Source organism: Mycobacterium sp. Soil_C_30, from assembly GCF_057656995.1.
In genome coordinates, this window is record NZ_JBDGJH010000007.1 from 298,036 (window position 1) to 320,850 (window position 22,815).

Below are 22,815 nucleotides of genomic sequence, written 5' to 3' on the forward strand. Positions count from 1 at the left end.
TCGTCATGGTCCTTTCTGCGATGGCTCCACAGCCACGACAGTCTCGGTCACCAGGTGGCCCTTCCGCCCCCGGTACACCGGGGGCCGTAAGGCCACTTACACCGTTACTGCGACACTCCCCAGCCCCGGGGACGAGGGGGAGAACGGGCCGGCCTTGTTCGGCCCAGAGCTCAGCTTTCTTGTCGGACGTGTCTGCTTTGATGGTGTCATGCCTTCCACTGCAACGCCTTTGGCCGCTGCTGGGGTTTCTCCCAAGCAGCGGCTGGAGGTGTTGCTGGACAGGCTCGGGGAGCTGACCGGCCAGCGCAATGCGATCGACGGGGAGATCGTGGAGATCGTCGCCGAGATCGACGGTGACGGGTTGGCGGGCGCCACGGGGTATCGGTCGGTGGCGTCCTTGGTGGCTGCCAAGACCGGGGTCTCGCCGCACACCGCCACGGTCATCACCACGGTGGCGCAGCGGTCCGCTGAATTCCCACAGTGCGCTGCAGGTATGCGCGAAGGTTGGTTGTCGCTGGACCAGGTGGGAGCCGTCGCTGAGAAAGCCGGCGCGGGTTCCGATGCGCATTACGCGCAGTTCGCCCGGTTTGCCACCGTCAAGCAGATCCGTCAGGCGGTTGCATTGGAACCGCGTCCCACACCTGAACCAGAGCCCGACGTCGAGCCCGAGCCGATACCGGAACCGGAGGCGCCGCGGTCGATCACCAAGACCTGCGGTGAGCAGTCCACCACCTGGCATGTCACCTTGCCTGCCGAGGAGGCTGCGGAGTTCGACGCCGCGCTGCAGTCGCATCAGGACAAGGTTGTCGCCGACTGGAAAAGAGACCACGGTGATGAAGAATCCGATCAGACACCGCCGTTCCCGGTCCCGGTCGACGGATTCATGAGCTTGGTGCGAGCCGGCTGGGACGCTGATGTCACTGCCCGCCCGCACGGACAGCGGACCACCGTCGTCGTGCATCTCGATCTCGAGTCCCGCGTTGCCGCATTGCATCTGGGGCCGTTGCTCTCCGATGCCGACCGCCGGTACCTGCTGTGCGATTCCACCTGTGAGGTGTGGTTCGAACGCGACGGCCGCCCCATCGGCGCCGGCCGCGAAACCCGCACCATCAGCCGCCGGCTGCGCCGCGCCCTCGAGCACCGCGACCACGGCACCTGCGTTGTGCCGGGGTGCGGGGCCACCCGCGGACTCCATGCTCATCACGTCGTCCATTGGGAGGACGGTGGCCCCACCGAGCTCTGGAACCTGGTGCTGGTATGCCCATTTCACCATCGGATGCACCACAAGCATGTCATCACGATTACCGGTCCGGTGGATCGCCTCGTGGTCACCGATGCAGCCGGGCATCCGCTACGCGCCGGATCACTGGCGCGTCCGCCGACCACACCACCACCTGATGTTCCACCGCACCCCGGGCCCGGCGGGCAACGCTGCGACTGGTGGTGGTACACGCCATACCAGCCGAAACCACCATTTACCGCCGCCTAGTCTGGCGGGAATCGACGCCGGTCTGCGCGTTCTCGCCGAGCTGCTCCCGGCGGTCGACGTCGCGCGGGTGGCCATCGCGGCACGGGCCCGCGGCGTCGAGTTGCTGGATCACGATGGGTTCCTGACAAGGCGTGGTGTTCGATTACAGTGCACATCCACCGACAGCACATCCACCGACAGCGCTGAGCGTGGCGCTCTTCGCGAGATACCGGAGCTTTCATGATCACTGCGGCATCGATCTTCGCCGGGCTCGCGGCGCTGCTGCACGTCTACATCTTCGTGATGGAGTCGCTGACATGGACCAGCCCGCGCACCCGGGCGGCTTTCGGCACCACCAGGGAAGAAGCCGAGGCCACCAAACTGCTGGCCTTCAATCAGGGTTTCTACAACCTGTTCCTGGCGGTGATCACCGCACTGGGTATCACCGCGGTCGCCCTGGGCCACAAAGGTATCGGTGCGGCGCTGGTGTTCGCCGGCGCCGGGTCCATGGCGGCTGCGGCGCTGGTGCTGGTGGCGTCGTCGCCGGACAAAGCCCGTGCGGCGCTGACCCAAGGCACCTTCCCGGCCATCGCCGTGGTGCTGCTGGCCCTCGCCCTGGTGTGAAGGGCACTACGCCAGGACCGGTGAGCGGGGAGGGCACCGGCCCTGGCGTAGTCGAGGCTGGGTCTAGAGCAGACCCAGCAGCTTCAGATCCGTCACGTACTTGACGACGACGGGGGCGGTGATGTGCGGGATGTCCTTGTCGTGGCCGATCTTGGCCTCCTGCACGGCGGTCCGGAACCGGTCGACCGGTGCCATGGACCCCCGCATCGGATGTTCCGGGCGGGCGTAGTTGTGCAGCAGCGGCAACAGCGAGGCCTGCCGCTGCTTGTCGGGCAGCCCCCGCAGGGCCGTCTCGAACCGGGCCAGCCAGGTGGCGTAGTCACCGACGCGGTGCACCGGATACCCGGCTTCGATCAGCCAGTCGACGAAGGTGTCCATTCCGATACCGTCGTCGTAGGGGTTCATCACGTGATAGGTCTCGAATCCCTCGACCACATTGGCGCCCAGGGTGGAGATCGCGTCGGCGATGAACTCGACCGGCAGGCCGTCGTAGTGGGCGGGCTGCCGTTGTCCGGCGCTGTCGAGTTCGTAGAACGACTCCGGCGCGATTCCGGAGGCCACCAGGCTCAGCATCATCCGGGTGAACATGTCCGGCAGGTTGAGCTGCCCGGCATAGGTCACGTCGGCCAGGATCATGTCGCAGCGGAACACCGATACCGGCAACCCACACAGGTCGTGCGCCTCGCGCAGCAGCACCTCGCCGGCCCACTTGCTGTTGCCGTACCCGTTGGCGTAGCTCTCGTCGACGGTGCGGGTGGCGCTGATCTCGCGGATGTCGGCGTCCTCGACGAACGTGCCGGGCTCGATGCCGGCGCCGACGCCGATTGTCGAAACGTACACGAACGGCTTGATCTTCGTGGTCAGCGCGATGCGGATCAGCTCCGCGGTGCCCAGCGCGTTCGGCGCGAACAACTGGCTGTACGGCAGCACGTGGTTGACCAGCGCGGCGGGGTCGACGATCAGGTCCACGGTATCGGCCAGGCGCTGCCAGGTGGCTTGATCGAGCCCGAGGTCGGCCTCGCCCTTGTCGCCGGCGATCACCTCGAGATGCGCGGCGGCCAATTCCTGGTAGTGCCGCAACAATTCGGGGTCACCGGAGTCGAATGTCGCCTCCAGCCGGCGGCGGGCGTCTTCATCGGACTTGGCCCGCACCAGACAGATCAGTTTGCCGTCGACCAGGCTCAGGCGTTCGAGCCACTCCAGGGCCAGGTAGCGGCCGAGGAATCCGGTGGCGCCGGTCAGCAGCACGGTACGGACCTGTTCGGCGGGGCCCGGCAGGGTCGGTGCGGCGGCCAGCGTATGGGCGTCGAGGAACTTGTCCAGCGTCAGATCGCGGGCGTGGACCTCGGTGGCCTCCCTGCCGTGCACCGAAGCGTACGTCGGACGCTTGCTCCCACCGGCGCGCTCGGCGTCGATGAACGCCGCGATGGCAGCCAGATCCGTGGCCGGGCTGACGATCACGCCCACCGGCACGTCGACCCCGAAGATCTCGTGCAGCAGGTTGGCAAAGGTCAACGCCGACAGCGAGTCTCCGCCCAGATCGGTGAAGTGGGCGCCCGCCTGCAGGTCGGAGGCCGCCGCGCCGAGCAGTGCACCGGCGGCCCGGCTCACGGTCTCCAGCACGGGCTGCTCGGCACCGCTGTGGCGCAGCGCGCGCAGCTCGGCGGCCTGGCCGTCGGCGAGCTCACTGTAGAGCTCCTCCAGCCGGGGGCCGTAGTGTGCCTTCAGGTTCGGCCGGGCCAGTTTGCGGATACCGGTCAGGAACCCGTTCTCCAGCGTGAAAGGCGTTGTCTCGATCAGGAAGTCGCGGGGGACCTCATAGGACTGCAGATCCGCCGACCGCGCCGCCCGCTGCAGCGACTCGCTGATGCGCGCCTTGAGCGTCTCGGGGTCCGACTGCGCCAGCGCGTCCTCGGTCGGCACCACCACCGCCAGCAGATAGGAGCGCGCGCTGTTGCCATAGAGATAGATCTGCCGCACCAGCGAGGCGCTGTCGAAGACCGCTTCCAATTTGGAGACGGTGACGAATTCACCTTGCGCCAGCTTGAGCACGTTGTTGCGGCGATCGACGTATTCCAGCTGATCCGGTCCCAGCTCGGCGACGATATCGCCGGTCCGGTAGAAGCCGTCGGCGTCGAACATCTCGGCGGTCACATCGGGCCGCTTGTAGTACCCGGGGAACAGCTGCTCGCTCTTGACCAGCAGTTCACCGCGGGGGTGGGGCCGGTCGGTGTGGAAGTATCCGAGTTCGGGGACGTCGACCAGCTTGTAGTCGATCACCGGAGGACGTCGCACGACACCGTCGACGAACACCGCGCCGGCTTCGGTGGAGCCGTAACCCTCCACCAGATGCATGTCCAGGAAACGCTCCACCCACGCCTTCATCTCCGCCGAGATGGGCGCCGATCCGCTCATCGCCGAGACGAACCGATTGCCGAGCAGCTTCTGCCGCAATGCGGTCAGCACCTGATCGTCATCGTCTGCCGCCGAGCGATCCAGTTCGCTCTGATACTCGTTGAACAGCATCTCCCAGATCCGTGGCACGAAGCTGAGCTGGGTGGGGCGGCTGAGCGCGAGGTCTTCGAGGAAGGTGGACAGGTCACTGCGGGCGGCGAAATAGACTGTGCCGCCGCATGACAACGCACCGAAGAGAACACTGCGTCCCATCATGTGGCTCATCGGCATGAAGCTCAGCACGATGGCCGGCAGTGGGGACTGCTCCGGGAGCCACGCGGCGCGGGCCGATGCCTGCCACATGTTGGCGACCTTGTTCTCCGGATACATCGCCCCTTTGGGTGCGCCGGTGCTGCCGGAGGTGTAGATCAGCAGGCTCAACGGATTGTCCTCGGTGGAGTCCGGCTTCGGTGCGGCCGGCAGGTCTTGACCGCGGGTCAGCACTTCGGACAGGGGCTCCACCGGCAGGGGGTGACCGGCTTCGGCGAGGCGGCGACGGGCATCGGCGAGCGCGTCGCGATGGTCGTCCACCTGGGGCAGGTAGTCGAACACCACCACGCGTTGCGGCTGGTGGCCCGTCAGGATGAGCTCTACGGCGTCGTCGAGGAAGTCGATGCTGGAGGCGATCAGCGCCGGTTCGGTTTCGGCGACGATCGGGCGGAGCTGGGCTACCGGCGCGCTGGTCTGCAGTGGCACCGACACCGCACCCAGTCCGACGAGCGCCATGTCGACGGTGGTGTAGTCGACGCTGGTGAAGCCGAGGATGGCCACGCGGTCACCGGCGTGCAGACCTTCGTGGTGCCAGGTGTTGCGCACCGCGCCGATGCGTTCCCAGAGCTCACCGTAGGTCAAGGTGTCGAACCGGGGGAGCAGCGTCGCGGTGGTGCGGCCGGTGGCCGAGTCGACGACGAGATCGACGGCGCGCTGGGCCAGGGCGGGGCGGTCGGAGTAGCCGACCATCACGGTTTCGACGATCGTCGGCAGGCTCAGGCCGGGTTGGTCGATCGCCGCGCTGATGGCGTCACTGGGGCGAGCGCCTGCGAACTGCGCGTCGTGGGCGTAGAGATCGGCGATCCGGTGAGCGAGGCGGGTCTCGCGGTCCTGGGCTGACTGTGCAGCGTTCATAGAGGTCCCCTTGGAATTAGCAGGAATGAGGAAGAAAGGCGGCGTGGTGACCGCGCCATCTAAAACTACGTTAGTAAAACTAAGTTTAATCCCGTGGGGGCTGTCAGTTGACTGTGAACTTTGCTTCGTGTGTCTGCCGTCACAGTCGAAATCTTCTGCGCGCCAGAGTGATTGGAGTCACACCGGCGGAGCCGGCCGACGGGATCGGGGCCGGGCGCCGCGCGCGAGTTAGTCCCCGCGGTCCGGTGGGTATCCAGTGCCCCAACAAGAGGAGGCAACAATGAAGAGGACTCGCACGGTCGATGCCTCGACGGGCACCGTGGATGTGCACCAGCTCAAGGGTGGCCGCATGAAGATCGCCCGTAGCCGCGGTGCGGCCAGCGGCTTCCTGTTGCTGTTGCTGGGTGTGTGGGGAGCGTTGATCCCCTTCGTCGGGCCGTATTTCGACTTCGCATACTCACCCGACCAGCCGTGGGTGTGGACGGACGCGCGCGGCTGGCTCGAGGTTCTGCCCGGAGCTGTGACGGTGCTCGGCGGTCTGCTCCTGTTGACCTCTCGGAACCGCGCCAGCGCCACCCTCGGCGGCTGGCTCGCCGTGATCGCCGGTGCCTGGTTCGTCGCTGGGCGCGCCTTCGCGTCGATGCTGTCCATGGGCGAGCTGGGTGTTCCCGTCGCCGCGACGCCGGCCAAGACGGTGGCCCTGGAACTGGCCTTCTTCTCCGGCCTGGGGGCGCTGATCGTGTTCCTCGGCGCTTTGGCTGTGGGCCGGCTCTCCATCCGGAGCGTGCGGGACGTCGCCTACGCCCAGCGCACCGAGCCTGTTGTGGCGGAGACCGATACCGCGGCGCCCGTGTCGACGCCGCTGCCGATGGCCGACCAGCGCACCGAGGTCATCGGCCCCACCGCTGAGAGCCGTCCGCGGCGCAGCTGGCGGAACCTGTTCCGCGGCAACGGAACCGGCCACCGCCCTCTGGTCCACCACTGATCCCGCGAGAGAAATCCGGCCGTGGAGCGACTTGCTCCACGGCCGGGATTGTTTTTCGAGGTTGCCTACAGGTCGGCGAGCAGCAATGCCAGCACGTCGAGGCCCTCGATCAGCAGCTCGTCGGTGATACTCAGCGGCGGCAGGAACCGCAGGATGTTACCGAACGTGCCGCAGGTCAACACGATCACACCCGCGGCATGGGCGGCCGAGCTGAGAGCCTTGGTGAGCTCCGGATCCGGTTCAGAGCTACCGGATTTCACCAGTTCGACAGCGATCATGGCGCCGCGGCCGCGGACATCGCCGATCCGGTCGTCCTCGGCCTGCAGCCGATGCAGGCGGTCCTTCATCAACGACTCGATCTCAGCCGCCCGCGCGACCATGCCGTCGAGCTCGATGGTCTCGATGGTGGCCAGCGCGGCCGCACAGGAGATCGGGTTGCCGCCGTAGGTACCGCCGAGGCCGGACACGTGGGGGGCGTCCATGATCTCGGCGCGCCCGGTCACCGCCGACAGCGGCAGTCCGTCGGCGATGCCCTTGGCGGTGACGATCAGGTCGGGCTCGATGCCCTCGTGCTCGCAGGCGAACATCGCACCCGTGCGGGCGAACCCGGTCTGCACCTCGTCGGCGATGAAGACCACGCCGTTGTCGGAGCACCACTGGCGCAGCGCGGGGAGGAAACCCGGCGCGGGGACGATGAATCCGCCCTCGCCCTGGATGGGCTCGATGATCACCGCGGCCAGGTTGCCGGCGCCGATCTGCTTGTCGATGACCGAGATCGCGCGTTCGGCGGCCAGTTCACCGTCGGTGCCCAGGTCCTTGTTGATCAGGCCGTCACGGTAGGGGTAGGACAGCGGTGCGCGGTAGATCTCGGGAGCGAACGGGCCGAAGCCGCTCTTGTAGGGCATCGACTTGGCGGTCAGTGCCATGGTCAGGTTGGTGCGGCCGTGATAAGCGTGATCGAAAGCGACGACCGCCTGCTTCTTGGTGTAGGACCGGGCGATCTTGATGGCGTTCTCCACCGCCTCGGACCCGGAGTTGAACAGCGCCGACCGCTTCTCGTACGAGCCGGGGGTCAGCCGGTTGAGGTGCTCACACACCGACACATAGCCGTCGTACGGGGTGATCATGAAGCAGGTGTGGGTGAAGTCGGCGACCTGCGCGGCCACCGCGTCGACCACCCGCGGTGAGGCGTTACCCACCGTGGTGACGGCGATACCCGACCCCAGATCGATCAGGCGGTTACCGTCGACGTCCTCGACGATGCCGCCGCCGGCGCGCTGGGCGTAGACCGGCATGGTGGTTCCGACGGCGCGTGATACCGCTGCGGTCTTGCGACCGGCCAACTCCACCGACCGGGGACCCGGGATCTCGGTGGCCAGCAGACGGCTCTGTTCGAGGGTGGACACGTAAGGACTCCTGTCAACGGCTGGACTCACGGGGACCGATTTCGCTGGTGTTCCCCGCACGACGAGCCTAGTCGTCGGGGTGCGCCCGGCCTACTGGAATCCCCAGCTACTTCTCCGATCGGCGATGGAATACGTATCAGTTCGTCGAATTGCGTACGTAATCGGTGGCAGTTACTTTCTAAAAGTCCCCCGGTGGCGGTCCCACCGGGGGACAGTCCATTTCCAGGCCAGTCTCGCCCGCCTCGAGGCGTGAGTTCTCCGGCCGGTGCTGGGGAGCGCAAGACCGGGCATGTGACTGGTGGGGCCAATCCGTGCGATCATCGTCGCGACCTCGGCAGCCGGCGACCCTCGGCACGCTGGACGCATCCGGGCGGTGCGGGTCGGTGCGATCAGCACCAATGGCACACTGGACACTTATGAGGTGCCGGTGACCTGCTGGTCCAGCACCGAATGGTCAGGGACGTAGCCGCCCCGGAACGAAATCGAAACTGAAGTAGCCACGAAAGAGTAGAAGGACTCGAGCTGTCATGGATCTGGTCGTATTTTTGCCCCTGCTGATCATCTTGGGCGCGTTCATGTTCTTCGCATCGCGTAAGCAGAAGAAGGCGATGCAGGCGACCATCGACTTGCACGAATCGCTGCAGATCGGGGACCGCATCCACACCACGTCGGGCCTGCAGGGCACCATCACCGGCGTCGGCGACGACTACATCGACCTGGAGATCGCCCCCGGTGTCGTCACCACCTGGATGAAGCTGGCGGTCCGCGACAAGATCGCCCCCACCACCGAGGTCGACGACGAGCTGGAGTCGGGAACCGAGATCGGTGACACGCCCTCGGACCCCGACCGGCTGCACAGAGACTGATCGCCAGGTACGGCACGTACCCTTTCCGGGTGCGGGCGACCGATCGCCCCTAACGCCACGGCCCGAAACCGGGCCTGAGCATGGATGACTGCATGCACGACCTCGGAGGAGACACAACAACGTGGCATCGTCTACGGCGCAGGTGCACCCGTACCGCTACCTGACGCTGTTCCTGGTTCTGCTGGTAGGTGCCTTCGCGCTGGTGTTCTTCACCGGCAACAAGCAGCCCGACCCCAAGCTGGGCATCGATCTACAGGGTGGTACCCGGGTCACGCTGACCGCACGCACCCCAGATGGAACCGCCCCCACCCGGGAATCGCTGAACCAGGCGCAGCAGATCATCAGCAGCCGCGTCGACGGGCTCGGGGTGTCCGGCTCCGAAGTGGTCATCGACGGCGACAACCTCGTGATCACGGTGCCAGGAAACGACGGCTCCGAGGCGCGCAACCTCGGGCAGACCGCCCGCCTCTACATCCGTCCGGTGAAATATGCCGTGCCGGTCGACCAGCTGGCCGCGGCTACCGGTCAAGGTCAGGGCCAACCCGCCCCCGGCGCCGTCCCGCCCGGAGCGCCAGGCGCACCCGCCCCCGGCGCACCGGCACCCGGTGGACTGATCCCCGGTGCTCCTCCGGGAGCAGGGGCACCTGCTGACGGCCAGCCGGCCGCTCCGAGCGCGCCGCCGGCGCAGCCGCGGCCCTACCCGCTCGAGCCGGCACCGACCCCGACGCCGTCACCCGCACCGGCCCCGGCAGGCGAGACGCCGGCCGCTCCGGCACCCGGGACGCCCGCGGCCCCGGGAGACCAGTCGCCGCCTGACCCCCGCAAGGATCTGGCCGAGCGCATCGCCTTCGAGAAGCAGCTGCGCCAGAGCGACAACGAGAGCGTTCAGGTTCTGGCACTGCAGTACCAGGCCGGCCGCTGTGGTGACGACGACGTCCTCGCCGGTAACGATGACCCCAACCTGCCGCTGGTGACCTGCTCGCAGGACAAGGCCACGGTCTATCTGCTGGATCCGTCGATCATCAGCGGTGAACAGATCGCCAACGCGTCGTCCGGTTTCGATCAGCAGCAGGCGCGCTACATCGTCGACCTGGAATTCAAGAGTGATGCCGCCACGACCTGGGGCGAGTTCACCGCGCAGAACATCGGCACCCAGACGGCGTTCACCCTCGACTCGCAGGTGGTCAGCGCTCCCGAGATCCAGGAAGCCATTCCCGGTGGGCGCACGCAGATCACCGGACAGTTCACTCAGCAGTCGGCCGCTGAACTGGCCAACGTCCTGAAGTACGGCTCGCTTCCGCTGTCGTTCGAGTCCTCTGAGGCCGAGACGGTCTCGGCGACTCTGGGGCTGCAGTCGCTGAAGGCGGGGTTGATCGCCGGTGCGGTGGGCTTGGTGGCGGTGCTGCTGTACTCGCTGCTCTACTACCGCGTGCTCGGCTTGCTGGTGGCGCTGTCGTTGATTGCCTCCGGCGCGATGGTGTACGCGATCCTGATCCTGCTCGGGCGCTACATCGGGTACACCCTCGACCTCGCCGGTATCGCCGGCCTCATCATCGGTATCGGAACGACGGCCGACTCGTTCGTGGTGTTCTTCGAGCGCATCAAGGACGAGATCCGGGAAGGCCGCTCGTTCCGCTCCGCGGTTCCACGAGGTTGGGCACGCGCCCGCAAGACCATCGTGTCGGGTAATGCCGTGACGTTCCTGGCCGCGCTGGTGCTCTATGTCCTGGCCGTCGGGCAGGTGAAGGGCTTCGCGTTCACCCTGGGCCTGACCACGATCCTCGACGTCGTGGTGGTGTTCCTGGTGACGTGGCCGCTGGTGTTCCTGGCATCGAAGTCCGCATTGCTCGCGAAACCGGCCTTCAACGGGTTGGGAGCGGTACAGCAGATCGCCCGGGAACGCCGGGCCGCGGCGTCGGCGGGACGGGGTTAAGGCAATGGCAGACAAAACGGCAGACAAGAACAACGCAGACGCACTCGATGTCGAGCCGGCCGGCGCCGGGCAGGTACCGCAGCACGGCTTCTTCGTTCGCCTCTACACCGGTACCGGTGCCTTCGAGGTCGTCGGGAAGCGCAAGCTCTGGTACACGATCAGCGGTGTGATCATGCTGATCTCGATCGCGGCAATCGTGTTGCGCGGCTTCACCTTCGGTATCGACTTCGAGGGCGGCACCAAGGTGTCCCTCCCGGTCGCGGGTGTCAACGGCTCAGCGGACGCCACGCAGGTCGAGACGGTGTTCAGCGAGACCCTGGGTGAGGCCCCGGAGTCGGTCGTCATCGTCGGCAACGGTCCGTCGGCAACCGTCCAGATCCGGTCGGAGACGCTGGACAACCAGCAGACCGCCGATCTGCGGCAGGCGCTGTTCGACAGGTTCCAGCCGATCGGGTCCGACGGACAGCCCAGCCCGCAGGCGATCTCCGACTCCGCGGTGTCGGAGACCTGGGGCGGGCAGATCACCGAGAAGGCGTTGATCGCGCTGGTGGTGTTCCTGGCCATCGTCGCGGTCTACATCACCGTGCGCTACGAGCGCTACATGGCGATGGCCGCACTGGCCACCCTGGTGTTCGACCTGGTGGTCACGGCCGGCGTCTATGCGCTGGTGGGCTTCGAGGTCACGCCTGCGACGGTCATCGGCTGGCTCACCATCCTCGGCTTCTCGCTGTACGACACGGTGATCGTGTTCGACAAAGTCGAAGAGAACACCCACGGTTTCGAGCACACCACCAGACGGACGTTCGCCGAGCAGGCCAACCTCGCGATCAACCAGACCTTCATGCGCTCGCTGAACACCGCGTTGATCTCGGTGTTGCCGATCGTGGCGTTGATGGTGATCGCGGTGTGGCTGCTGGGCGTGGGCACTCTGCAGGACCTCGCGCTGGTGCAGCTGGTCGGCGTCGTGGTCGGTACGTACTCGTCGATCTACTTCGCCACGCCGCTGTTGGTGACGCTGCGGGAGCGCACCGAGAAGGTCCGGGTGCACACCCGCCGGGTGATGAACCGGCGCAATCGCGCCGGGGGCGCCGGCTCCGGTGCGGTCACCGATGCGAAGGTCGGCGACGCCGACACCGATGAGGACGCGGAAGTCAGCGACGCCACTCCGGCTGCGGTATCCGCGCCTGCCGACGCGGCCCGTCCGTCACGGCCCACCCGTTCGACCGGCCGTCCGACGGGCAAGCGCAGCCCTCGACGGAGCTAGCCGCGATGGGAGTCAGATCGCGGCGCATCGCGGCGATCGCGATGACGGCGGTCGCGGTGTTGGTGGGTTCGGTGGCGCTGGCCGGCTGCGGTGGCGGCGGCGGTGACGAGATCGACTACGCCGTGGACGGCGCGCTGGTCACGTACAACACCAACACCGTGACCGGTGCGGCCTCCGGCGGTGCGCAGGCCTTCGCGCGGGTGCTCACCGGCTTCGGCTACCACGGACCCGACGGCCAGGTGGTGGCCGACCATGACTTCGGGTCGATCGCCGTGGTGGGCCGGGAGCCGCTGATCCTCGACTATCAGATCGCCGACAACGCGGTGTACTCCGACGGGAAACCGATCACCTGCGATGACATGGTGTTGACCTGGCTGGCGCAGTCGGGGCGGTTCCCGCAGTTCGACGCCGCCAGCCGTGCCGGTTACATCGACATCGCCGACATCGACTGCCAGCCCGGGCAGAAGAAGGCCCGGGTGTCGTTCGCCATCGATCGGGGCTTCGCCGAGTACGGCCAGTTGTTCACCGCCACCTCGCTGATGCCCTCGCACGTGATCGCCGACGAACTCGGTCTCGGTGAAGGCGGGGTGACCCGCGCGTTGCAGGCGGCCGATGTGCCCGTCATCGAGCGGATCGCGCAGGTGTGGAACACCGGCTGGGATCTGAAACCCGGCGTCGACGTCAAGAAGTTCCCGTCCTCGGGGCCGTACAAGATCGAGTCGGTACGTGACGACGGCGCCGTTGTGCTGGTCGCCAACGACCGGTGGTGGGGCACCAAACCGGTGACCCCGCGGATCACGGTGTGGCAGCGCGGCCTCTACGTCCAGGATCGTGTCAACGACGGCACGTTCGAGGTCGTCGACGTCGCCACCGGGTCGTCGGGCACCCTCACCACCCCGGACAACTACGACCGCGTGGACTCGCCATCGACCGGCATCGAACAGATGATCTTCGCCCCGCAGGGCCCGCTGTCGCAGATCCCGGAGCGTCGGGCGCTGGCGCACTGCACCCCGCGCGACGTGATCGCCCGCAACGCCGAGGTGCCGGTCTCCAACGCCAGGCTGAACCCGGCCAACGAGGATGCGCTGGCCATGACCGAGAACGTCCCGGAAGCGGGTCCGTTCATGACGTCGAATCCGGTCGCGGCGCGCGACACGCTGGAGAACCGGCCGCTGACGGTCCGCATCGGCTACCAGACTCCCAACGCCCGGCTGGCGGCCACCGTCGGGGCCATCGCCAAGGCGTGTGAACCGGCGGGCATCACGGTCACCGACGCGTCCTCGGATGTGGCCGGCCCGCAGGCATTACGGGACGGACAGATCGACGTGCTGATCGCCAGCACCGGGGGAGCCACCGGCAGCGGATCCTCCGGGTCGTCGGTGGTGGATGCGTACACCTTGTTCGCCGGCAACGGCGACAACCTGTCGAGATACGCCAACGGCCAGATCGACGGCATCATCAGCGCGCTGGCCGTCACGCTCGACCCGAAGGAGCAGGCCCGTCTGTACGGCGAGGGGGCTCCGATCCTGTGGGCCGACATGCCGACCATGCCGCTGTACCGTCAGCAGCGCACACTGATGACGTCGAAGAACATCGAGGCCGTCAGCAGCAACCCGACCCGGTGGGGTGCGGGGTGGAACATGGACCGCTGGAGTATGAAGTCTTGAGTGAACGGGGCCCCATGAGCGACGTTGCCCGGATCATCGCGTCCCTGACGCGTGAGGTGCCCGACTTCCCGGAACCAGGGATCCAGTTCAAGGACCTGACACCGGTGCTCGCGGACCGGGACGGACTGGCGGCGGTGACGGAGGCGCTGGCCGAGATCGCCCAGGGCGCCGATCTGGTGGCCGGTATCGACGCGCGTGGGTTCCTGCTGGGTGCAGCGGTGGCGACGCGCCTGGGTACCGGGGTGCTGGCCATCCGCAAGGGCGGCAAGCTCCCGCCGCCGGTGCACCGCGAGGAGTACTCGCTGGAGTACGGCACCGCGGTCCTGGAGATCCCCGCCGACGGCATCGACCTGGCCGGCCGCACCGTGGTACTCCTCGATGACGTGCTGGCCACCGGCGGCACCATGGTCGCCGCGCATCGCCTCCTGGTGCAGAGCGGTGCGGTGGTGCCCGTCGCCGCGGTGGTCCTTGAGCTCGCCGACCTGGGTGGCCGCGACAAGGTGGCCCCGCTGTCGGTCACCAGCCTGCACAGGGTATGACCGGCACTGCGGCGACCTGCGGGTAAGGGCGAGTCGCAAGGGATACTCTCGGTGAGGAGTCATGAACACCGATACGACAAGGAGGTGGCGCGCCAGTGGCCGATGACCAGTCAACGGTGACCTCACCCGCAGCCTCTCCTGGTCAGACCGTGCCGTCCGCCGAGCCGCGGGTCGAGACTCCGAAGGCCTCCAGCAGCGCGTCGCGGCGGGTGCGGGCACGCCTGGCGCGCCGGATGACCGCACAGCGCAGCGCCATCAACCCGGTTCTCGAACCACTGGTGGCGGTGCACCGCGAGATCTACCCCAAAGCGGATCTGACGCTGCTGCAACGGGCCTACGCGGTGGCCGAGGAACGCCACGCCACCCAGTTGCGCCGTTCCGGCGACCCGTACATCACCCACCCTCTGGCGGTCGCCAACATCCTCGCCGAACTCGGTATGGACACCACCACCTTGGTGGCCGCGCTGCTGCACGACACCGTCGAGGACACCGGTTACACGCTCGAGGCGCTGACCGCCGAGTTCGGCGACGAGGTCGGCCACCTGGTCGACGGCGTTACGAAACTGGACCGCGTGGTTCTCGGCACCGCGGCCGAGGGCGAGACCATCCGCAAGATGATCATCGCGATGGCCCGGGATCCGCGGGTGCTGGTGATCAAGGTCGCCGACCGGCTGCACAACATGCGCACCATGCGGTTCCTGCCGCCGGAGAAGCAGGCCCGCAAAGCCCGTGAGACGCTGGAAGTCATTGCGCCACTGGCGCATCGGCTCGGTATGGCGACGGTCAAGTGGGAACTCGAAGACCTGTCGTTCGCGATCCTGCATCCCAAGAAGTACGAGGAGATCGTCAGGCTGGTCGCCGACCGGGCGCCGTCGCGGGACACTTACCTGGCCAAGGTGCGGGCGGAGATCGTGGCGACGCTGAACTCGTCGCGCATCAGTGCCACCGTCGAGGGCAGGCCCAAGCACTACTGGTCGATCTACCAGAAGATGATCGTCAAGGGCCGCGACTTCGACGATATCCACGATCTGGTGGGTGTGCGGATCCTCTGCGACGAGATCCGCGACTGTTATGCCGCTGTCGGGGTGGTGCACTCGCTGTGGCAACCGATGGCCGGCCGGTTCAAGGACTACATCGCCCAGCCACGGTTCGGGGTCTACCAGTCACTGCACACCACGGTGATCGGACCCGAGGGCAAACCGCTGGAGGTGCAGATCCGCACCCGCGACATGCACCGCACCGCCGAATACGGGATCGCCGCGCACTGGCGCTACAAAGAAGCCAAGGGCCGCAACGGACTTTCGGCCACTCACGCCGCCGCAGAGATCGACGACATGGCGTGGATGCGTCAACTGCTCGACTGGCAGCGGGAAGCCGCCGACCCGGGCGAGTTCCTCGAGTCGCTGCGTTACGACCTTGCGGTACAGGAGATCTTCGTCTTCACCCCCAAAGGTGATGTCATCACGCTGCCGGCGGGCTCGACGCCGGTGGACTTCGCCTACGCCGTGCACACCGAGGTCGGGCACCGCTGTATCGGAGCTCGCGTCAACGGCCGTCTCGTCGCGCTGGAACGCAAACTCGAGAACGGGGAAGTGGTCGAGGTCTTCACCTCCAAGGCGCCCAACGCGGGGCCGTCGCGCGACTGGCAGACGTTTGTGGTGTCACCGCGGGCGAAGGCCAAGATCCGGCAGTGGTTCGCCAAGGAGCGTCGCGAAGAGGCCCTGGAATCCGGCAAGGACGCCATCGCCCGCGAGGTGCGCCGCGGCGGACTTCCGTTGCAGCGGTTGATGACTGCCGAGTCAATGGGTGCGCTGGCGCGCGAGCTCCGCTACACCGATCTGTCGGCGCTCTACACCGCGGTCGGTGAAGGTCACATCTCGGCGCACCATGTGGTGCAGCGTCTCATCGCCACTCTGGGAGGAGCCGACGACGCCGAGGATGAGATCGCCGAGCGGTCCACCCCGTCGAACGTGCCGATCCGGCAACGCAGCAGCGACGACGTCGGGATCGCCGTGCCCGGCGCGCCCGGGGTGCTGAGCAAGCTCGCCAAGTGCTGCACGCCGGTGCCTGGTGACGCCATCATGGGTTTCGTCACCCGTGGCGGCGGGGTGAGCGTGCACCGCACCGACTGCACCAACGCCGCCTCGCTGCAGGAGCAGTCCGAGCGCATCATCGACGTCCAGTGGGCGCCGGGGCCCAGTTCGGTGTTCCTGGTGGCCATTCAGGTCGAGGCGCTCGACCGGCACCGGTTGCTCTCGGATGTCACCCGCGTGCTGGCCGACGAGAAGGTCAACATCCTGTCCGCCTCGGTCACCACCTCCGATGACCGGGTGGCGATCAGCCGGTTCACCTTCGAGATGGGCGATCCCAAGCACCTGGGACACGTGCTGAACGTGGTGCGCAATGTCGAGGGTGTCTACGACGTGTACCGAGTGACGTCCGCCGCCTGACCGACCCTCGCGAGGTACGAGCGTGGGGAGGAAGGCGGCGATCAGGCACCGCCGCCTGACCGGCGTTCATGACCCGGTTGCAGAAGTCGGTGAGTACCGCGCGATCCCGGTCTGACCCACGGGTGTGAGCGCGTACGTGCCACGCTCGACGCGCTCGAACCAGCCGTAGTAGTCCTTCTGCAGGATCTTGGCAGCGTTGGGCACATCGGCGCTGGCCCGCATGTCCGCCAACCGCATCGGGCCGTCGCGCAGCAACTCGGCACAGCGGACCGCCTCCTGGCGGTAGGCGGTGATCATCGGGACCCGGGTCGACGAACCGCCGAGGTTGGGGTCCCCGACTCGGCGGGCGTGTTCGCCGAGCAGCCGCCCGGCCTTGCGCTTGTTCTTGCGCGGGGCGTACGGCGCGGGGTCGATCAGCACTTCGGCCCGTTGACCGGTCACCACGATCAGCCCCAGCCCCAGCCGCCGGCACAGGGTGCGGATTTCCTTGCTCTGCTTGGGTATTCGCCCGATGCCGAGGTACACGGTGTCGGTCAGTGTCAGCCTGTCGACGCCCTGGAGCAGTAGGCCCAGGCTGAATGCGCGTTTGAGTTCCACGATCACCGGCGGCTCATCCCCGCGGACCCCCACCACATCGCAGTGGCTGACTTCGCCCTTGACGACGTAACCCTGACCTTCGAGCAGCGCCTTGACCGGCGGATAGAGGTCGCTTTCCAGCGGCATGGGCAGCAGGCTAGTGCAACCCTTGCCGCGGGTGTGGGACGTGAACGGGTCAGAATCCGAGGATGGCGATGGTGGTCTGGACCCGGACCGGTTCGCCGTCGGCGTCCTTGGCGATCACCGACACAGTGTCGCGGTGGTGACCGAGGAATGCGGCGTCGGGCCGCGAGGCCGCTCGGCGCGCTTCGGTGGACGGCGTGTAATGAACCGTGCCGTCCCGGTAGACGCGGGCCAACCCGCGTGCGGTGCGCACCGCGCCCGGGATGAACGTCAGCGGGCTGGAGGTTGCCAGCGACCCGGTGACCGAGCCCGTATCGCAGTCCAGCGCCAGTCCGGTGATCGAGACATATAGACAAACAATTGACGTGGGCGTCGACGAATTCATTAGCTGTGAGTCGGTGGTTGCTTCGGTCAGCGCACATCTGTCAGCGGCCGTCAGATCTCGCATCCGGCCGGACAGGGCTGTCGTCGCGCGCCACCACGGTGGCGTAGTTCGGGTCATAACCGCCGTTTGATCAGCCATTTTGCCCCCTCTTGAACAGTGCTACCGCATCCCCGGTGGGGCAACACAGTCTCAAGTTGCTCATGTGTCTCTATCGACCATAAATGCAAGCAACGGGGTCAGCAAGAAGTTGTTTTGTATCGGTTCGTTTGCTGAATCTTCGTTCGCTTTCGGGCTCCCACCCCTGCGCGCGCAATCGAGCGTGCGGATTCAGTCGAGCCGGATGGATTCGACGGTGACCGGCTTTGCCGGTTCACCGTCCAGATTGCCCCCGGTGACCCCGCGGGCGGCGATCTCGTCGACCGTCGCCAGTCCCGTCTCGTCGACCGAGCCGAACACCGTGTAGGTCGGCGGCAGCCTGGAGTCCTCGTAGACGATGAAGAACTGGCTGCCGTTGGTGTCGGCACCGGCATTGGCCATGGCCAGGGTGCCGCGCGGATACAGCAACGGCTTTTGCAGGCCCGGATCGTCCGGCGGGTACTGGTTCGTGGGGTACTCGTTGGCGAACTCGTATCCGGGTCCGCCGGTGCCCGTGCCGGTCGGGTCGCCGCACTGAAGTACCGACAACGAGTTGTTGGCGGTCAGCCGGTGGCACGGGGTGTCGTCGAAGAAGCCCTGCTGCGCCAGGCTGACGAAGCTGTTGACCGTGCACGGCGCCCTGCCGTTGTCCAACTCCAGTCCGATCGCGCCGTCGTTGGTCAGCAGAGTGGCCGCCACCGTGGCGGGGTCGGTGGGCACCACTCCACCACGCGGCGGCCTGGCCGGCTTGCTCGCCGGCTCACCGGTCGGGGAGTAGGTGCACGCGCTGCCCAGATCCGCGGGTGGATCGAACGCGGGCAGATCCTGCGGCATCGGGCGGGCCGTGAGCGGCGGAGGCTCGGGAAAGCCGGCGCGGCTGTCGAATTGGCTGTTGGCCCACGAGAAGAACGACGACACCGCCACCACGGACACCACCGCGATGACGGTGAGTGAATAGCCGACGATCAGCCCCGCCACGGCGAAGTTGCGCCCCTCCTGGGCATCGGGGCCGCGGCGCTTGATCTGCCAGAGCGACAGATGGCCCAACAGCACCCCCAGCGGGGCGAACAACACCGCACAGATCAGCGACGCGATGGCCAGGCCGTTGGTGGGTTTGTGCGGCTCGGGAGGGTCGGGGTAGGGCCAGGGCTGCGGCGGGCCCGGCCACTGCGGGCTCGGCGGCGGCCCGTAGGGCGGCGGGACCGTCATCGGCGAGATCAGTCCAGCGCGAGCGTCTTGATCGTCACTTCTTGCGCCGGTGGGCCGTCCTGGCCACCGCCGTCGACCCCGGCCTCGCCGATCTTGTCCAGGGTCGCCAATCCGGTCTCGTCGATGGTGCCGAACACCGTGTACTGCGGCGGCAACTGCGAATCGGCGTAGACCAGGAAGAACTGACTGCCGTTGGTGCCAGGGCCGGCGTTCGCCATGGCCAGGGTGCCGCGGGGGTACAACACCGGCTGTTGCAGTCCGGGATCGTTCTGCGGGTACTGGTCGGTGGGGTACTCGTTGGCGAACTCATAGCCCGGGCCGCCGGTGCCCTGCCCGGTCGGGTCACCGCACTGCAGAACCGACAACGACGGCGAGGTGGTCAGCCGGTGGCACGGGGTGTCGTTGAAATAGCCCTGCTGGGCCAGGCTGGCGAAGCTGTTCACCGTGCAGGGCGACTTGGCGTTGTCCAGCTGCAGGCCGATGTTGCCCTGGGAGGTCGCCATGCTGGCACTGATCAACGCCGGGTCGGTGGGCACCTTGCCGGTGCGCGGAGGGGTGTTCTCCTTGCTGGCGGGCTGTGCGGCGGGATACTGGCAATCAGCCCCGGTGCTGGCCAGCGGGGTGAAAGGCGGCAGCTGGCCGGTGGCGGGCGGAGCCGCTGTCGGCGCGTCGAACACCGACGAGGTGGGTTCGGTGGTGGAGGCGGAGGCGGTGGTGCTGCTGGAATCACGCTGGGTGATCACCACGGTGGCCACCACCGCCGCGATCACGACAACCGCTGCCACCGAGCCTCCGATGATGGTCATCGTCCGGCGCTTCCTGGCCTGCGCCTCGCGCTGCTGCACCTGCTCCTCGAGCTTGCGCTTGGCTGTCTCTCGTCGTTCTTCGTTCGTCGGCACCGCCGATGCCCTCCGTGTTTTCTCTGGGGGTCGATTGACTTCGTTGGCTCCGAGTGTGCCAGCCCGCGGCCGCTGGGTCGGTGTCGACCCGCGTGCGAAACTTGTCGGCGTGCTGATCACAGGCTTCGCCACCGGACCCGGCGGCGTCAACTGCTACCTGGTGGCCGCGGCGCCGGGCGCGGAGGCGATCGTCATCGATCCCGGTGACGAGGCGGTGCCCACCCTGGAGTACTACTTCGCGGTCAACGGCTTCACCCCGGCCGCTGTCCTACTGACCCACGGCCATGCCGCCCACGCTGCCTCGGCGTTCGACCTGAGCGTCGGCTGGGGCATCCCGACCTATCTCCACTTCGCCGACCGGTCGCTGCTGGAAGACATGGGTGCAGAACAGCCGGACACCCTGATGGACGTGCGCGACGGCGACGAGCTGGAGATCGCGGATATCCTCGTCACCGTCGACCACACGCCGGGTCACACCGCCGGCTCGGTGGTGTACCGGGTGACCGCCGACAGCGACGAAGAATCCGTCCCGGTGGTGTTCATCGGGGATGCCGCGCCTGCGGCCCTGGGAAAACTGATGGTCCTCGAGGACGACGCCGTGGTACTACCGGGTCACGGCTCGTCCACCACCGTCGGCGCCGTGCGCCGACTCACCCGCAACTGATTAAGAGAGCTGACACTGCAAGTGAGCGAGTTCAAGGCGCCCAAAGGCATTCCCGACTATCTGCCACCGGACTCGGCGCAATTCGTCGCCGTCCGTGACGGTCTGCTCGCGGTCGCGCGCCGCGCCGGGTACGGCGATGTCGAACTGCCGATCTTCGAGGAGACGGCGCTGTTCGCGCGTGGCGTGGGGGAGTCCACCGATGTGGTGTCGAAGGAGATGTACACCTTCGCCGACCGCGGCGACCGCTCGGTGACGCTGCGCCCGGAGGGCACGGCCGGGGTGATGCGCGCCGTGATCGAACACGGTCTCGACCGTGGGGCGCTGCCGGTCAAGCTCTGCTACTCGGGTCCGTTCTTCCGCTATGAACGACCGCAGGCGGGCCGGTACCGCCAGCTGCAGCAAGTCGGCGTCGAGGCCATCGGAGTCGACGATCCGGCGCTGGACGCCGAGGTCATCGCGATCGCCGACGCCGGGTTCCGGTCGCTGGGCCTGACCGGTTTCCGCCTCGAGCTGACCTCACTCGGTGATGACACCTGCCGGCCCGCGTACCGGGAGCTGTTGCAGGCTTTCCTGTTCAAGCTCGATCTCGACGAGGCCACGCGCACGCGCGCGCAGATCAACCCGTTGCGGGTGCTCGACGACAAGCGGCCCGAGGTGCGAGCGATGACCGCCGATGCTCCGGTGATGCTCGACCACCTCTCCGATGCCGCCAAGGCCCATTTCGACACCGTGCTGGCGCACCTGGACCGGATCGGGGTGCCGTACGTGATCAATCCGCGCATGGTGCGCGGCCTGGACTACTACACCAAGACGACGTTCGAGTTCGTGCACGACGGGCTCGGCGCCCAGTCGGGCATCGGTGGCGGCGGACGCTACGACGGGCTGATGAGTCAGCTGGGCGGGCAGGATCTGTCCGGTATCGGATTCGGTCTCGGGGTGGACCGCACGCTGCTGGCCTTGAAGGCCGAGGGCAAGACCGTCGGTTCGGCGAGCCGGGTCGACGTGTTCTGTGTGCCGCTAGGGGAGCAGGCCAAGCTCGAACTGGCGGTGCTCGCCGCGACGCTGCGGGCCGCCGGAGTGCGCGCCGACCTGGCCTACGGTGACCGCAGCCTCAAAGCCGCGATGAAAGCCGCCGACCGTTCGGGCGCCTCGATCGCGCTGGTGGCCGGTGACCGTGATATCGAGGCGGGCACCGTCGGCGTCAAGAACCTCGGCACCGGCGAGCAGGTGGACGTCGCATCCGATGCCGTTGTCGCCGAAGTGCTTTCACGCCTATCCCACTGACCTCCCACCTAGGGCGAGCGCGCGTGTCTGCCCGCGACACACCGGTCCCAGCGCGCACATCACGCACGCTCGCCGCGGGTACGGGCGGTCGGTCATGCGGGCAGGGCACCGCCCTGCACCACCTCGTTGAGGATCTGGTCGGCCTCACCGATGCTGCCGTCAAAAGGGTTGCCGCGCTTGAGGACATGGACGCCGCCGGGGGTGACGGCCACCAGTTTGGGCGAGCTGGAGCCCAGCTGCATGCGTCGTTCGAAACGGATCCGGTCCAGGGGCAGCAGTGCGCCGCCCGCGACGGTGAAGAGGTTGAGTTTGCGATCCAGGACGGCGACCGACCGACAGCTGCCCAGCGGCGCGGTGCGACGCTGCTTGACCTTGCGCACCACCAGCAGCATCAGGGCGGCGACGGCCAGACCGGCGGCGGTGAACACCGCACCGAGCAACCGCGACGGAGCGCCCGTCGCAACGGCCACCACGCCGAAACCGCCGACCACGAGTGCCACCACACCCAGCACGAAGGCCGTGATGGTCAATCCTCCGGTCGCGCGGTCGATCACGTTGACCCGTCGGCCGTCGTCGGTGACCACCAGTCCGCCGGTGTCGGCGAGGATCCGGGGCGTGGCAGGCGCAGTCATGCCCTGCAGCCTGCCACCGCCCCGGTGACGAGCGTGCGTGTTTGTACGAGAAACCCGGCGTGTTGCTGTGCAAACACGCGCGCTCGGCCTGGTTCTCAGATGGCCG

18 protein-coding genes are annotated in these 22,815 nt (G+C 67.3%); 11 read left to right on the forward strand and 7 right to left on the reverse strand.

Going from position 1 to position 22,815, the window contains the following annotated elements; genetic code table 11:
* Positions 1-208: 208 nt before the first annotated feature.
* Positions 209-1,489 carry an HNH endonuclease signature motif containing protein gene (locus AC3A6P_RS16280; protein ID WP_487692684.1) on the forward strand — a complete coding sequence of 427 codons (1,281 nt, stop codon included), beginning with the start codon at positions 209-211 and terminating at the stop codon, positions 1,487-1,489.
* A 219-nt stretch (positions 1,490-1,708) separates the two neighbouring features.
* Positions 1,709-2,092 carry a DUF1304 domain-containing protein gene (locus AC3A6P_RS16285; RefSeq protein WP_487692685.1) on the forward strand — a complete coding sequence of 128 codons (384 nt, stop codon included), beginning with the start codon at positions 1,709-1,711 and terminating at the stop codon, positions 2,090-2,092.
* Between the two features lie 63 nt (positions 2,093-2,155).
* Here AC3A6P_RS16285 and car read toward each other — a convergent pair whose 3' ends face one another.
* Positions 2,156-5,671, reverse strand: coding sequence for a carboxylic acid reductase (gene car / locus AC3A6P_RS16290; protein ID WP_487692686.1), 3,516 nt, complete (start codon positions 5,669-5,671; stop codon positions 2,156-2,158).
* 349 nt (positions 5,672-6,020) lie between these two features.
* Between car and AC3A6P_RS16295 the strand changes: the two genes are divergently transcribed.
* Complete coding sequence (locus tag AC3A6P_RS16295; protein WP_487692742.1) at positions 6,021-6,656, forward strand: hypothetical protein; 636 nt, start codon at positions 6,021-6,023, stop codon at positions 6,654-6,656.
* Positions 6,657-6,721: 65 nt separating this feature from the next.
* On the opposite strand, the gene gabT is transcribed toward AC3A6P_RS16295, so the two are convergent.
* Positions 6,722-8,062, reverse strand: a complete 1,341-nt coding sequence (gene gabT / locus AC3A6P_RS16300) for a 4-aminobutyrate--2-oxoglutarate transaminase (protein ID WP_487692687.1) — start codon at positions 8,060-8,062, stop codon at positions 6,722-6,724.
* A 527-nt stretch (positions 8,063-8,589) separates the two neighbouring features.
* On the opposite strand from gabT, the gene yajC reads away from it, so the two are divergent.
* The 6 genes from yajC to AC3A6P_RS16330 all read left to right on the forward strand — a co-directional run bounded on the left by yajC (position 8,590) and on the right by AC3A6P_RS16330 (position 16,781).
* Positions 8,590-8,928 carry a preprotein translocase subunit YajC gene (yajC, locus tag AC3A6P_RS16305; protein WP_487692688.1) on the forward strand — a complete coding sequence of 113 codons (339 nt, stop codon included), beginning with the start codon at positions 8,590-8,592 and terminating at the stop codon, positions 8,926-8,928.
* Positions 8,929-9,049: 121 nt separating this feature from the next.
* Positions 9,050-10,861, forward strand: a complete 1,812-nt coding sequence (secD, locus tag AC3A6P_RS16310) for a protein translocase subunit SecD (RefSeq protein ID WP_487692689.1) — start codon at positions 9,050-9,052, stop codon at positions 10,859-10,861.
* 4 nt (positions 10,862-10,865) lie between these two features.
* A complete protein-coding gene (secF, locus tag AC3A6P_RS16315; protein ID WP_487692690.1) occupies positions 10,866-12,125 on the forward strand; it encodes a protein translocase subunit SecF in 1,260 nt (419 codons plus the stop codon).
* A 5-nt stretch (positions 12,126-12,130) separates the two neighbouring features.
* On the forward strand, positions 12,131-13,792 hold the full coding sequence (locus tag AC3A6P_RS16320; RefSeq protein ID WP_487692691.1) for an ABC transporter substrate-binding protein: 1,662 nt from the start codon (positions 12,131-12,133) through the stop codon (positions 13,790-13,792).
* Between the two features lie 14 nt (positions 13,793-13,806).
* Positions 13,807-14,331 carry an adenine phosphoribosyltransferase gene (locus AC3A6P_RS16325; protein ID WP_487692692.1) on the forward strand — a complete coding sequence of 175 codons (525 nt, stop codon included), beginning with the start codon at positions 13,807-13,809 and terminating at the stop codon, positions 14,329-14,331.
* A 95-nt stretch (positions 14,332-14,426) separates the two neighbouring features.
* Complete coding sequence (locus AC3A6P_RS16330) at positions 14,427-16,781, forward strand: RelA/SpoT family protein (protein ID WP_487692693.1); 2,355 nt, start codon at positions 14,427-14,429, stop codon at positions 16,779-16,781.
* Positions 16,782-16,847: 66 nt separating this feature from the next.
* Here AC3A6P_RS16330 and AC3A6P_RS16335 read toward each other — a convergent pair whose 3' ends face one another.
* The 4 genes from AC3A6P_RS16335 to AC3A6P_RS16350 form a co-directional block, all read right to left on the reverse strand.
* On the reverse strand, positions 16,848-17,504 hold the full coding sequence (locus AC3A6P_RS16335) for a DUF2161 domain-containing phosphodiesterase (RefSeq protein WP_487692694.1): 657 nt from the start codon (positions 17,502-17,504) through the stop codon (positions 16,848-16,850).
* A gap of 49 nt (positions 17,505-17,553) precedes the next feature.
* Positions 17,554-17,886, reverse strand: coding sequence for a hypothetical protein (locus tag AC3A6P_RS16340; protein ID WP_487692695.1), 333 nt, complete (start codon positions 17,884-17,886; stop codon positions 17,554-17,556).
* Between the two features lie 327 nt (positions 17,887-18,213).
* A complete protein-coding gene (locus AC3A6P_RS16345) occupies positions 18,214-19,230 on the reverse strand; it encodes a peptidylprolyl isomerase (RefSeq protein ID WP_487692696.1) in 1,017 nt (338 codons plus the stop codon).
* A gap of 8 nt (positions 19,231-19,238) precedes the next feature.
* The gene (locus AC3A6P_RS16350) at positions 19,239-20,129 is read right to left on the reverse strand and encodes a peptidylprolyl isomerase (RefSeq protein WP_487692697.1); all 891 of its coding nucleotides are present in this window, start codon (positions 20,127-20,129) and stop codon (positions 19,239-19,241) included.
* 109 nt (positions 20,130-20,238) lie between these two features.
* On the opposite strand from AC3A6P_RS16350, the gene AC3A6P_RS16355 reads away from it, so the two are divergent.
* A complete protein-coding gene (locus AC3A6P_RS16355) occupies positions 20,239-20,793 on the forward strand; it encodes an MBL fold metallo-hydrolase (RefSeq protein ID WP_487692698.1) in 555 nt (184 codons plus the stop codon).
* A gap of 15 nt (positions 20,794-20,808) precedes the next feature.
* A complete protein-coding gene (hisS, locus tag AC3A6P_RS16360) occupies positions 20,809-22,077 on the forward strand; it encodes a histidine--tRNA ligase (RefSeq protein ID WP_487692743.1) in 1,269 nt (422 codons plus the stop codon).
* A gap of 92 nt (positions 22,078-22,169) precedes the next feature.
* On the opposite strand, the gene AC3A6P_RS16365 is transcribed toward hisS, so the two are convergent.
* Entirely contained in the window at positions 22,170-22,709 is a 540-nt protein-coding gene (locus tag AC3A6P_RS16365; protein WP_487692699.1) for a hypothetical protein, read from the reverse strand.
* Between the last annotated feature and the right edge of the window lie 106 nt (positions 22,710-22,815).

What these genes read in the sequence shown, in the direction of transcription:
- AC3A6P_RS16280 (WP_487692684.1), top strand. Translation starts at nt 209, where the DNA reads ATGCCTTCCACTGCAACGCCTTTGGCCGCTGCTGGGGTTTCTCCCAAG.
- AC3A6P_RS16285 (WP_487692685.1), top strand. Translation starts at nt 1,709, where the DNA reads ATGATCACTGCGGCATCGATCTTCGCCGGGCTCGCGGCGCTGCTGCAC.
- car (WP_487692686.1), bottom strand. Translation starts at nt 5,671, where the DNA reads ATGAACGCTGCACAGTCAGCCCAGGACCGCGAGACCCGCCTCGCTCAC.
- AC3A6P_RS16295 (WP_487692742.1), top strand. Translation starts at nt 6,021, where the DNA reads ATGAAGATCGCCCGTAGCCGCGGTGCGGCCAGCGGCTTCCTGTTGCTG.
- yajC (WP_487692688.1), top strand. Translation starts at nt 8,590, where the DNA reads ATGGATCTGGTCGTATTTTTGCCCCTGCTGATCATCTTGGGCGCGTTC.
- secF (WP_487692690.1), top strand. Translation starts at nt 10,866, where the DNA reads ATGGCAGACAAAACGGCAGACAAGAACAACGCAGACGCACTCGATGTC.
- AC3A6P_RS16320 (WP_487692691.1), top strand. Translation starts at nt 12,131, where the DNA reads ATGGGAGTCAGATCGCGGCGCATCGCGGCGATCGCGATGACGGCGGTC.
- AC3A6P_RS16325 (WP_487692692.1), top strand. Translation starts at nt 13,807, where the DNA reads ATGAGCGACGTTGCCCGGATCATCGCGTCCCTGACGCGTGAGGTGCCC.
- AC3A6P_RS16335 (WP_487692694.1), bottom strand. Translation starts at nt 17,504, where the DNA reads ATGCCGCTGGAAAGCGACCTCTATCCGCCGGTCAAGGCGCTGCTCGAA.
- AC3A6P_RS16340 (WP_487692695.1), bottom strand. Translation starts at nt 17,886, where the DNA reads ATGAATTCGTCGACGCCCACGTCAATTGTTTGTCTATATGTCTCGATC.
- AC3A6P_RS16345 (WP_487692696.1), bottom strand. Translation starts at nt 19,230, where the DNA reads ATGACGGTCCCGCCGCCCTACGGGCCGCCGCCGAGCCCGCAGTGGCCG.
- AC3A6P_RS16365 (WP_487692699.1), bottom strand. Translation starts at nt 22,709, where the DNA reads ATGACTGCGCCTGCCACGCCCCGGATCCTCGCCGACACCGGCGGACTG.